This window comes from Leptolinea tardivitalis (assembly GCF_001050275.1).
GTDB lineage: Bacteria > Chloroflexota > Anaerolineae > Anaerolineales > Anaerolineaceae > Leptolinea > Leptolinea tardivitalis.
In genome coordinates, this window is record NZ_BBYA01000014.1 from 110,303 (window position 1) to 122,278 (window position 11,976).

The following is an 11,976-nucleotide window of genomic DNA, read 5'->3' on the forward strand; positions in this document are numbered from 1 at the left end:
TGTTTATACCTGTATTCTATTTTTCTGAGAAATGCGATCAATACTGGCAATAAGTTCATTCGGACTGAATGGTTTACAAATATAATCGTCTACTTTGGCGATACGTAATCCAAGAACTCGATCAATTGCTTGAGCTTTCGCTGTGATCACAATTACCGGAATATTTCTTGTTTTTGCTTGAGCTTTCATCTGCTGATAAACATCCCAACCATCCAGGTCAGGCATCATGAGATCAAGAAGCACGAGATCTGGAATCTCTGACAAAACCAACTCCAATCCCTGCACACCCCCTTTTGCACCTTTGACAGTAAACCCTCGACGTGTCAAAATGAGAGTAATGAGGTCGATCATATCAGGGTCGTCTTCAATATATATGATCCTGTTAATCGATGAAATTGCCATCTCAACTCCTATTTTATGAAGTGTATCACAAGAGAAATCTGGACGTTAAAGATTAAATATAAATTAGTTCAATATTATGATACGACTTTTTTACAATCGGGTATACTCCTTATCATAACCTGCAGGAGATATTATGGAGAAACAACGAATTCTGATTGTTGATGATCATGAAGTGGTTCGAATTGGATTGAGGTCTTTATTACAACATCATCCTCAATTTGAAGTGGTCGGTGAAGCGGGAACAGCAAAAGAAGCCATTGAGAAAGTGGCTCAATTATTACCTGATGCAGTACTTATGGATATTCGCCTCCCTGGACCTTCCGGTATCGAGGCTTGCGAAGAGATTACGCACACCTATCCAAATACAAAAGTGATCATGCTTACATCGTATGCGGAAGATGAAATGTTATTCTCAGCCATACGCGCAGGAGCTTCAGGGTATGTATTAAAACAAATTGGCGGGGATGATCTTGTGAAGGCTCTGGAAGCAGTAGGGCGTGGTGAAGCACCTCTTGATCCGGCGATGACAAAACGAATTTTCCAAGAAGTTAAACGTGTTGTGAAGCAAGAAGAAGCCTCTGCTTTTGCGCATTTATCCGATAATGAAAAAAAGGTGCTTCTTAAAGTATCCGAAGGGAAAACTAACAGAGAAATCTCCAAAGAACTATTCCTTGGAGAAGGCACTATTCGGAATTATGTTTCGAGCATTCTATCAAAACTTGGTGTCAGTAACCGTGCTGAGGCTGCCGCCTTTGCAGTTGAGCATAATTTAAAAGAATATATGCCAAAAGAATTAATTGAAAAAATGGATAGTAAATCGGAAGAATAAACTCAGACTTGCATCATCATCTCTTGAATATATAAAGCATCATCTTCCATGATGGGACTTTCGCACATGATTCTGCCTGAGCATCCTGTTGTTTTTAATACCTTTAGCAACTCAATTAAATTGAAATCTGATTCTTTAATAGGCAAATGATTCCTTTCACCTTTTTCGGAATATTCGATTCCGGAAAGATGGATATGCATTTTTTTCAAAACATCGGCACCCAATGTTTTATCTATCAGATCGATAAGTGAAAGCCACTCTTCGCTAGTATTCAATTTACCTGCTGACCGTGCATGGAGATGGGCAAAATCAATACAGGGAAGTACTCCTGGAATATTTTTACTCATTTCCAGTGTATCTTCTAATGAGCCTAACATGGCACTTTTGCCCATCGTTTCGGGGCGCAACGTAACTTGATTTCCGGCATCGCGAAGTTCTCGCACACACTCTTCCAATCGTGGTATAGCTTTAGCCAAAACCTCGCTTGCCGGTTGCTCAAAATATGAACCAGGATGGAAAATAATATCCGTTGCACCTGCAAGGTTTCCATAACATGACGCATCCATCAATCTTTTCCGTGATTTCGGCCACTCTTCATCATTCGCATTTAGATTGATGAAATACGGAGCGTGAACGCTGATAGCAACATCAAGATTAGTAGATTCTTTTTTTATCGCCTGACAGGTTTCTTCAGAAACCCGTACACTCTGAACCCAACCAAGTTCCAGAGCATCAAGTCCGAGCGATCGAAGTTGCTGGATAGCTCCCACGCTGCCACCAGGTTTTTTGGGAGTTGATATGGGGGATCCTACTGTGCCAAAACGGAAAGGTGATGTCATTAAAACAACTCCATTAGTAACCAAGTTTTCGTAATAAAGCAGGCCCAAGAATTATTAATCCAATAATCACCGATGACATGGCGGCAATTAAGACGGCAGCAGCCCCCACATCCTTTCCAACTTTAGCAAGTGGATGTTTTTCAGGACTCGCCAGGTCAACTACAGCTTCCAGTGATGTATTGATAAATTCTGCCGTCCAGACGGTACCTATGGTAAGGATCAAAATGGCAAAATCACTGGCAGGAATTCGGAGCCAAAGAGCAATACAAATGACAAGTATTGTGGCCAACGAGTGGATGTATGCATTTTTCTGTGTTCGCAAAACATACCCAAGGCCGCAAAACGCGTGTCCAAATGAGTGAATTCTACTGATAAAAAAATCCATCATTTAAATTTCCTCAGGCCATGAATAATTCTTGATTCCTAGATTTGCAAGAATTGATTCCTGTAATTTTTTCATCTCATCTCTTTGTTCATCTGAGGAGTGATCAAAACCTGCCAGATGAAGGCAACCATGAACTATTAACATTGAAATTTCATCAAATAATGGTTTCCCAGCGATTTTTGCTTGAGTAGCAGCTTTTTCTACAGATATAACAATATCTCCCAGATATCGGACACCAGAATCTGGATCCACCTCATCAGAAGGAAAGGAAAGAACGTCTGTAGGAGCATCAACGTCCCGAAAATCACGGTTTAAATTATGAATTTCTGTATTGTTGGTAAAAATAATACTAACGTCACCATCCGTTTGGGTTGTAGACAAAGAACTTTTAGCAATATGACGAATACATGACAAGGTCATTTCATTTGGCAAGATTACTTTTCGAGATATGTGAATCATTTTGATTTGTTATCCAGATCAAATTTCTCTTGAGGTGTCAAAAATATAATTGGCTCTGTGGGACTGCTAGGTGGTTTTATTTCTGGATATATAATGCGCGGATGGTAGCTATTACGTAAAGTTGAAACAAAAGAATCAGAAGCCACATTTAGGTCCCGAAGTGTCAATGATGTCTGATCAAGTTGTCCTTCCTGTTGAAGATAATCAAAAACTTTCTTAACAAGAGACCGTAATTCCACCTCTGATCGGGGCAATTCAGCTCTTGCACGCGCCTCACAACCATCCGCCAGCATTAGCAATGCTGTCTCCCTGGAACAAGGTCTGGGACCAGGGTATCGAAATTGTTCAATATTCACTTGCTCAATCTGTCCAGCGGATTCCTGAATGGCTCGGGCATATTGATAACGAGTCAACAATGTACCGTGATGTTCTTTAATGAAATCAATAATTCTGGGTGGTAGGTGATTCTTTCGGGCAATCTGGATCCCGTCACTAACATGACGAATAATTGTGGCAGATGAAACCTCGGGTGTCAGATCATCATGTGGATTGGATTTCCCTGTAACCTGGTTTTCAATAAAAAATTGAGGGTTGGCAGCTTTACCAATATCATGATAAAGTGCGCCGACTCTAGTTAGTAGAACGTCAGCTCCGATTGCTTCAGCAGCCTGTTCTGCCAGGTTGGCAACTTGTAGACTATGTTGATAACTTCCCGGAGCGTTTCTTAACATGAATTGCATAACCGGATGATCTGGCCTTGATAAATCCAATAATTGAAGGGCAGTCGTTGTACCAAGAAGTTGAGAAAAGAAGTATTGAAAAAGCAAGGCAAGACTTGCCGAAGCCAGCCCGTTGATAAACGCGCTACCTAATAAGGTTGCCAGCCCAATCAAGTCGAGACTGCCGGGTGAAAGGCGATAGGCAATAATTATGGCGCAACCTGTCATGCCGATGCCTGCTGCCGCATAGAGAAAATTAGAAATCCTCATTCCTTTTCCAAGAATGAGGATTCCAATAATTGAAGTTAAAGCATAATAAAGAGTTATATCAAAAGTGGAAGAAAGCCCAAAAGAAGCCACTATGGAAAGTGCTAAAGATAAAATCAGGCCAACTTCAAAATTAAACAGGCATGAAATAGTCAATCCAAAGGCAGCCATTGGGAACAGATAGGGAAATACTGTCCGATTGGGAACAATAAATCTCGCCAGAACGAGGAAAATGATGAACAATCCCGCGACCAGCAACAAACCCTGCCAATTATTGATAGGAGAAATGGGTCTTCGGATGAAATAGAAAACTATGAATGCAGCAATAATTGCAATTAGTGCTGCTGGTGCCAGATAATTCGTATAACCAGATTTCGGTTTTACAAGATCAAATTTCTCAAGTGTTTCAAAAATCAGGGGGGTGACAATTTGTCCACGGCGGACAATAATTTCACCGGAAAGCAATGACCGAGACACAGGTTGGACAGCATTTCTAGCCTGTTCTACGGATGCCCGTGTTCGATCTTCACTAAATTGTGAATTTGCTTCGATATGCGGTTCTACAAGGCGTGAAATAATGGTATTGGAGGCAGGAGAAAAAGCCAATGAAATGCGGCTCGGAACGGATTGACGAGCTTCATAGATCTGATCCGTGCGAATTGTTGTCCGCATCACTTCTTCTAGAACACGAAGCGCTTCCTGTTGTATTGAATCCCAACGTTCATCTGATAGATCCAGAATACTCGAAGTTTCATTTGCCTCAAATTTAACATTTTTCAATGCCTGGAGATCGGCACTTTTCTGTTCTCTAGTGGCATATTGATCCATCCGAATAGATGTAATGTACCCCATAGTCTTTCTGAGGTCATCCATCTTTTGCCGCGCTATGGCAGGATCAGCCGGTAGATATATGGGAGCTATACTTCTTTCTGCATCTTTTCTCGCAGCTTCAGTCTGTATTTCACTAATATATGTTAATGAGGAAGGTGCCTGAATGTCTTGCGGGGCAACATTGCCAACAGTTATAGGTAGATAAGATGGTCTTAATGCTAACGGGAAAATCAGGGCTGCATAGGATAAAACGGCAGCCAGCAAAAGTAATATGATCCGAGAAACGACTCGGTTGCTGAAAAAGTGTTTCAATCCCTGATAGGGGAGCAATGACATAATCGAGATTATTGGGCTAACAATTCCCGAACCGATTTGGATATAGTCTCTCCACTGGCTCGACCTTGAACTTGAGGAACGACCAGTTTCATTACTTTTCCCATATCAGACGGTGATTTTGCCCCTGTTTCATCAATGGCTTTCTTGATGATAGCTTTCAATTCCGCAGAATCCATTTCTTTAGGGAGAAAACCTTCAAGAATGGATATCTCTTTCTCAACAAGGGCAATCGTTTCTGGACGGCCGGCTTTTTGAGCGTCAAGAATTGTCTCACGCCTATTCTTAACCTCTTTTTGCAAAACGGTAATTATTCCTGCATCGTCCAATTTGATCTGTTTATCTACTTCAATCTGTTTGATGGCAGCCAATGCTAAGCGTACGGTTGTCTTTCGAACATCATCTCCGCTTTTCAATGATTCCTTAAGTTCAGTTTCTAATGCTTCTTTAATAGTCATAGCCAAATTATACTCCTTGGTCTAATTTGCAGATTTAATCAATATACAAAAAAGGTCGAATTTGATCTAATAAATTCTTGGAGATTCCTGATACTTCAAGCAATTCGTCAATAGATTGGAATCTTCCTTTTTGTTCTCGAAAGGCGAGTATGGCTTTTGCTTTACCTTCGCCAATACCGGGAAGGTTTTCAAGATCTTTCAATGTAGCAGAATTAATAGGAATAACGGAGACCTCATCAATAGAAGTTCCTGATTTAGACAATTCTTCCTTTGATGACGTTTCATTAATATGTGGAACATAAATCTTTTGTCCATCAGAGATAGGAGCCGCAAGGTTGAGTTTTTCAGCATTGGCATCATCAAGAAGCCCACCGGCTGCATCTATCGCCGATTGGACTCGGCTTTCTTGAGGAAGTATATAAACGCCTGGTTTGGATACTGCACCAACAACATAAACCTGGAAAGGTTCAATCGTGGTTGTCGGAAGAATGTTTAAAGGCGACATCCTATCAGGCAGCGTGATCACCAGAGCAGCTGAAATGGCGGCTGCTCCAAGAAGAACTCCAAGAAGGATATGCTGCCACGGTTTCAACTCAGGAAGATTCATGGGCAAGTTCAAGTGGAACTTCTTGTACCTTATGCTCTTCTTCAATCATGGATTTGAATGCAGCAATGGATACTTCTAGCATATCTAAAGTTGGTTCATTGGTAGTGAGATGTTGCAACGCAAGATTGGGTTTAACAATCAGATTGACCAATGAATTGTTTCGATGATTGCTGCTCCATCGAATCAATTCATATGAAAGAGACGCAAGTGGAATAATTAGCAACAATCGGGCTATATACCGCCATATCCCTCCCAAAGGGCCAAGAAACGAAAAAACAAGAATTGAAAGAACAATCAATGTGAGAAGAAACGCTGTTCCGCATCGGGGATGTTCAACCGAGTATCTGCTAACAATTTCGGGGGTCAACTCAGCGCCATCTTCAAAAGCATTAATCGTCTTATGTTCTGCGCCATGATAGGAGAATACCCGGGCAATATCTGGCATCTTGCCGATGGCCCATATGTAGCCTATGGCAAGTATCAATCTCACAATTCCTTCAACTACATTGCTCCACCATGTGCTGAAATTCAGGAAATAAATCGTCAAATGCCCGATTGCAGCCGGTAACAGAAAAAACAGGCCTACACCAAGAGAAAGCGAAAGGGCAAGAGTGAGATATAACGCAGGACCCTCGAGTTTTTCATCCTCACCAGTTTGCATATTAGCTGAAACGGTTAAAAAATGCATTCCAATGCCCAGAGAATCCCAGAGAGAGATAATACCGCGGATGAACGGCAATTTAAAAAGCGGGTTTGTATAAATCCCCGTTAGTTGCTGGGTTTCAATGACAATTTGACCATCGGGCTTTCGCATGGCAGCAGCTAAACCTTTGCTGCCACGCATAAGAACACCCTCAATTAATGCCTGCCCACCATATGATGGTAATTTTTCACTCATCTTTTTACTTTTCTGTTAAGTTATAGAGAAAATGGATAATAGATTCAATTCCTCTGTGGAAGGTTGGCATATGTTGAGATTCATTAGGTGAATGAATCGCATCTTCCGGCATACCAAATCCAGTCAAAACCGAGTCTACACCGAGAATTTCTTTCATATCAGCAGTTACAGGTACAGATCCACCTTCACGTTTTAATACTGGAGGAATACCCCAAACAGTTTCCAAAGCTTTTGCCATAGCAATAGCTTCAGGTAAATTGGGATTCGTTAATGAAGGCAATCCGCCTGACATTTTTGTGACTTCCCATCGAACGGTTTTGGGCATATTTTGTCGTAGGAATTCCATCAATTGCGCATATACATCTTCAGGATCTTGATCAGGTACCAACCGGGTTGAAATTTTTGCCATGGCATAAGCTGGTAACACAGTTTTTGAACCAGGACCTGTAAAACCGCTTAATAATCCATTGACCTCCAATGTTGGCCGAATTCCAATACGTTCAACTGCAGTATAACCTTCTTCTCCCCAGAGTTCAGGTACACCTGCTGCTTCTTGATAATATTGATCATTAATTGGAAGGCGGGCAATTTCTGCTCTTTCATTGGATGTCAGTGTAATCACTTTATCGTAGAAACCGGGTAAAGTGATCTTTCCCTGTTCATCATGCATTTTTGCTATGATTTCACATAATGCCTGAGCAGGATTGTGAATAGCTCCTCCAAAGCCGCCAGAATGAAGATCTTTATTGGGTCCATATACCCGCAGTTCAAAATAAGCCAGACCACGCAGTCCATAGGTAATAGCCGGCAATTCGGCGGAGACCAGCCCCGCATCTGGATTTAGGATGTAATTGCAGGCAAGTAATTCCTTGTTGTCCTTAATAAACCTGGCAAGATTGGGAGAACCAATTTCTTCTTCGCCTTCAAATATCACCTTGATATTAAGGGGAATCTCACCCTGGTTTAAAACAGATTCAATAGCAGAAAGACTGGCAATAATCTGACCCTTCATATCAGATGCGCCGCGGCCAAAAAGACGATCACCTTTCATGGTTGGTTCAAAAGGTTTCGTTTCCCATAATTCCAATGGATCAGGAGGTTGGACATCATAATGACCATAAATCAACAATACAGGCAATCCATTCTTACTTGGCCTGGATTGCCCAACTACTACAGGATGTCCTTCAGTTGGATATACGCCCGCTTCCTTAAAACCTATAGTTTTTAAATGTTCGACGAGCTTTTCTGCTGTCTGAAGCATGGCATCTTTATATTCAGGATCTGTAGATACCGATGGTATTTTTACCAGATCAATAAGGTTCTTTTCAAACCTGACTTTGTTCTTCTTTGCATATTCGATGGCATTTGCTCGGGTGGTCATTATAGTCATTCCTTGCTATGTTGAGATATCTATGGATTATAAGACAATTACATTAAGGGAGGAACAATATGAACAATGATGACAGATGTCTTACATCTGGACTTGATGGTTGTGCTACAATTTTTTTACTTCCATAATGTTGTAGAGGAGAGCATTATGATACTTACAAACGGTGTTCTAGTAACATGGGAAGATGAAAACCGGATTTTGGAAGGGTGGGCGCTTCGAATAGCGGGGGGGAAAATTACGCATGTTGAGCCGCAAAAGACACTGATACAAATGTTTCCAGATGAAGATAGATTGGATGCTCAAGGTCAATTGGTATTGCCAGGTAATATTTGTGCGCACACACATTTCTACAGTGCATACTCACGTGGATTGGGAATACCTGGTGATGCCCCATCAGGTTTTGTGGAAATTTTAGAAAAACTCTGGTGGCCGTTGGACAAAGCCCTGGATAAGAAAAGCGTACGTGCCTCTGCTGATGTTAGTCTGATAGATGCCATTCGGCATGGAACGACGACTTTGTTCGATCACCATGCTTCTCCATTGTATATAGACGGATCTCTTGATGAAATATATGAAGCGGTAAAAGCATCTGGCTTGAGGGTTAGTCTCTCATATGAAGTGACCGATCGAAATGGAAAAGACCAGGCATATGAAGGCATCAAGGAAAATGTCCGATTTATAAATTTCGTTAAGAAAAATCATCCTTTGAATGGAAGAATTTCTGCCGCATTCGGATTGCATGCCAGTTTGACCCTTTCAGATGATACATTGGAAAAATGTCGGAGTGCAATACCAGAGAATTATGGATTTCATATACATGTTGCTGAATCTGATGCGGATGAATATGACAGCATTAAAAAATGTGGAATGAGAACTGTAGACCGCCTTCATAAATTCGGAATTTTGGGCCCTAAAACAATCATTGCACATGCTGTACATGTCGATGCCCGTGAAATGCAGATTCTTGAAGAAAATGATTGCTGGGTAACCCATCAGCCACGCAGCAATATGAACAATGCAGTGGGAATGTCTGCAATTGAATCCATGGATAGAATGGGGATCAAACTTTGCCTCGGCAATGACGGCTTTTCCAATACAATGTGGGATGAATGGAAAACTTGTTACCTGGCACATAAACTTTGGCATAAAGATCCAAGAAGAATGAATGGAATGCTAGTTTCCAAGATGGCTGTTTATCAAAACAGGAAACTGGTTGCCAATCAATTTCCAGGGATAGAAGTAGGCATATTAAAACCAGGTGCCCAGGCAGACATAATCCTCGTGGATTATGAGCCATTTACTCCTCTATTGGCAGGAAATTTACCGTGGCATATTCTTTTCGGTTTAAATGAGAGTATGATCACTATGACGATGGTTGATGGGGAAATTCTCATGAAAAATCGAGAAATCACCTGTCTTGATGAGAAGAAGGTCATAGCAGATGCTCGACAGCTTGCACCTGAAGTCTGGCAACGGTATTCGGCACAATTCAAATCTTGATTTTGGCGAAGGCTGATGATGAAAACAAATAACCCTAGAAAAATCGCTATTTTAGGCGGCACTGGAAAAGAAGGGAAAGGTCTTGCCTTTAGATGGGCTTTAGCCGGACATACGATAATTATTGGATCAAGATCACCTGAAAAAGCGGCTATTGCAGCAGACGAAATAATAAAGCTGACTGGAGAAGAAATTTCGATAAGTGGAACTGATAATATTTCTGCGGCAAAAGATGCAGATGTGATCGTACTCACTGTTCCGTTTTCATTTCATAAAGAAATGCTTGAATCAATAAAAAATTACGTTCAAGGGAAGGTTTTTATTGATGTGACCGTTCCAATCGTTCCACCAAAAGTCACCCGAGTTCAGATGCCGCCAGAAGGTTCTGCGGCGCAACAGGCACTTTCCATTCTGGGGGAAAATGTAAAAATTGCGGCGGCATTCCAAAATATTTCCTATGAAAATTTATTATCTGGAAATAATGTTGATTGTGATGTTCTGGTAACCGGAACAGACAAAGAAACAAGAACAGAAGTAATTCGTCTTGTAAAAGATACGGGTTTATTCGGATTGGATGCTGGACCGATTGAAAACTCGGTTTGTATTGAAGGTATGACATCCATATTGATTGGGATCAATAAACAATTCAATGTTCAGGCATCCGGTATCAGAATTACCGGCATTCCTAGAGAATAGGAAAAGATGGCATTAACACTAACACCAATACCAGGCATTCCTTTAATATATCCTGGTGATGATTTAGGTGAAATCATCTACAAGAAAACGATTGAAAGCCATTTAGAACCAAAACCAGGTGATATCTGGGTTATTGCTCAGAAAATTGTCAGTAAATCGGAGAATCGAATAATAAATATCCAAACGATTGTTCCGTCTGCGCGGGCATTTGAAATTGCAAATAAAACATTGAAAGACCCAAGATTTGTGGAACTTGTATTAAGAGAAAGCAAAACTGTTCTCAGACAAAAACCCGGCGCCCTGATTGTTGAGCATAAGAATGGTTTTATTTGTGCCAACGCAGGAATTGACCATTCCAATGTTGAATCTTCTCAAGAAAATCCAGAAGATTGGGTTCTTTTATTACCTGAAGATGCAGATAAATCCGCTCAATATATAAGAGCTAAACTGGAGAATTTATTCAAAATGCCATTTGGCGTTTTAATTATCGATTCTCATGGCAGGGCATGGCGAAATGGAACTGTAGGAACAAGTATTGGCCTTTCAGGATTGCCAGCAGTAGTAGATTTACGAGGAAAGCCAGACCTGTTTGGATTTAAATTGAAAATAACTCAGGTTGGTGCAGCAGATGAACTGGCTGCAGCGGCTTCATTGGTTATGGGGCAGGCGGATGAAAGTCAACCGGTGATTTTGGCCAGCGGTTTTCCGTACCAATTGCGAGAGGGAAGTATGAAAGAATTGATCCGGGATGAAAAGGAGGATCTCTTCAGGTAGCCATGTTTTATGCTGTCGCCACTTTAATTGAATCGAAAATTTGGAACAATATTCTTGTGCAAAACGAGGATACTCAGAGGATTTTACAAAGGTATTCTTCAGAAAATGACCCTATTCATTTTTCCTGGCTTGTATGTCAGGGTATCGATAAAGGTCAAATAAAGGAAGTGTTGGAAGATATTACTAAGAAGATCAAACCTTTTTCAGTTCAAAGTGGCGGAATAGGAATTTTCCCAGGAGACAAACCTGTAGTCACATTTCAAATCGTAAGAAATTTACTGGTATCGGATATACAGAGGGAAATATGGGAAAAATGTGTTCCTTATATAGATCATGTAAATGGATTCTATTCACCTGATTTTTGGATTCCTCATATAACACTCATTCATCAAAACATCGGAAGAGAAGTATTTTGTCAATTTATTGAAAATAGTATTTTCACTGATGTTAGGTTTTCTTTTGATGTGACAAACCTTTCCATTATTTTCCAGAATGGAAAAAAGAAAGGAATACTTTACCGATTCGATTTTCTTGAGGAACCAGATCAGATTTGATCAAGTGTTTTCCAAATATTATTTTCTTATGAGGCAAT

Annotated in this window: 14 protein-coding genes; 5 read left to right on the forward strand and 9 right to left on the reverse strand. The window is 40.8% G+C overall.

Features of this window, described 5'->3' with window-relative positions:
- Positions 1 to 3: 3 nt before the first annotated feature.
- On the reverse strand, positions 4 to 402 hold the full coding sequence (locus tag LTAR_RS15895) for a response regulator transcription factor (RefSeq protein ID WP_062423297.1): 399 nt from the start codon (positions 400 to 402) through the stop codon (positions 4 to 6).
- Positions 403 to 535: 133 nt separating this feature from the next.
- Here LTAR_RS15895 and LTAR_RS15900 point away from each other — a divergent pair, with 133 nt between their 5' ends.
- Positions 536 to 1,231 (forward strand): response regulator transcription factor, encoded by a 696-nt coding sequence (locus LTAR_RS15900; RefSeq protein ID WP_062423298.1) that lies wholly within the window; start codon positions 536 to 538, stop codon positions 1,229 to 1,231.
- A 2-nt stretch (positions 1,232 to 1,233) separates the two neighbouring features.
- On the opposite strand, the gene LTAR_RS15905 is transcribed toward LTAR_RS15900, so the two are convergent.
- Genes LTAR_RS15905 through LTAR_RS15940 form a run of 8 tightly spaced genes read right to left on the reverse strand, consistent with a single transcriptional unit; the run spans position 1,234 to position 8,408 of the window.
- Complete coding sequence (locus tag LTAR_RS15905; protein WP_062423299.1) at positions 1,234 to 2,070, reverse strand: TIM barrel protein; 837 nt, start codon at positions 2,068 to 2,070, stop codon at positions 1,234 to 1,236.
- Positions 2,071 to 2,083: 13 nt separating this feature from the next.
- Positions 2,084 to 2,458 carry a diacylglycerol kinase family protein gene (locus LTAR_RS15910; protein WP_201776014.1) on the reverse strand — a complete coding sequence of 125 codons (375 nt, stop codon included), beginning with the start codon at positions 2,456 to 2,458 and terminating at the stop codon, positions 2,084 to 2,086.
- Complete coding sequence (gene ybeY, locus LTAR_RS15915) at positions 2,459 to 2,914, reverse strand: rRNA maturation RNase YbeY (RefSeq protein WP_062423300.1); 456 nt, start codon at positions 2,912 to 2,914, stop codon at positions 2,459 to 2,461. It lies immediately after the preceding gene.
- The gene (locus LTAR_RS15920; RefSeq protein WP_062423301.1) at positions 2,911 to 5,067 is read right to left on the reverse strand and encodes an HD family phosphohydrolase; all 2,157 of its coding nucleotides are present in this window, start codon (positions 5,065 to 5,067) and stop codon (positions 2,911 to 2,913) included. Before LTAR_RS15920 ends, ybeY begins: the two co-directional genes overlap by 4 nt.
- Before the next feature lie 8 nt (positions 5,068 to 5,075).
- Positions 5,076 to 5,522 (reverse strand): GatB/YqeY domain-containing protein, encoded by a 447-nt coding sequence (locus LTAR_RS15925; RefSeq protein WP_062423302.1) that lies wholly within the window; start codon positions 5,520 to 5,522, stop codon positions 5,076 to 5,078.
- A gap of 34 nt (positions 5,523 to 5,556) precedes the next feature.
- Entirely contained in the window at positions 5,557 to 6,129 is a 573-nt protein-coding gene (locus LTAR_RS15930; RefSeq protein ID WP_062423303.1) for a helix-hairpin-helix domain-containing protein, read from the reverse strand.
- Positions 6,116 to 7,027 (reverse strand): DUF1385 domain-containing protein, encoded by a 912-nt coding sequence (locus LTAR_RS15935; RefSeq protein WP_062423304.1) that lies wholly within the window; start codon positions 7,025 to 7,027, stop codon positions 6,116 to 6,118. The genes LTAR_RS15930 and LTAR_RS15935 overlap by 14 nt, the downstream gene beginning before the upstream one ends.
- 4 nt (positions 7,028 to 7,031) lie before the next feature.
- Positions 7,032 to 8,408, reverse strand: a complete 1,377-nt coding sequence (locus LTAR_RS15940) for a dipeptidase (protein ID WP_062423305.1) — start codon at positions 8,406 to 8,408, stop codon at positions 7,032 to 7,034.
- Between the two features lie 156 nt (positions 8,409 to 8,564).
- Between LTAR_RS15940 and ssnA the strand changes: the two genes are divergently transcribed.
- From ssnA to LTAR_RS15960, 4 genes are read left to right on the forward strand one after another with little or no spacing between them, the layout of a single operon-like run.
- Positions 8,565 to 9,917, forward strand: coding sequence for a putative aminohydrolase SsnA (gene ssnA, locus LTAR_RS15945; protein ID WP_062423363.1), 1,353 nt, complete (start codon positions 8,565 to 8,567; stop codon positions 9,915 to 9,917).
- A 15-nt stretch (positions 9,918 to 9,932) separates the two neighbouring features.
- Entirely contained in the window at positions 9,933 to 10,610 is a 678-nt protein-coding gene (npdG, locus tag LTAR_RS15950; RefSeq protein WP_236686628.1) for an NADPH-dependent F420 reductase, read from the forward strand.
- 6 nt (positions 10,611 to 10,616) lie between these two features.
- Entirely contained in the window at positions 10,617 to 11,384 is a 768-nt protein-coding gene (gene cofE, locus LTAR_RS15955; protein WP_062423306.1) for a coenzyme F420-0:L-glutamate ligase, read from the forward strand.
- 2 nt (positions 11,385 to 11,386) lie between these two features.
- Positions 11,387 to 11,938 carry a 2'-5' RNA ligase family protein gene (locus tag LTAR_RS15960; RefSeq protein WP_062423307.1) on the forward strand — a complete coding sequence of 184 codons (552 nt, stop codon included), beginning with the start codon at positions 11,387 to 11,389 and terminating at the stop codon, positions 11,936 to 11,938.
- Positions 11,939 to 11,976: the final 38 nt, after the last annotated feature.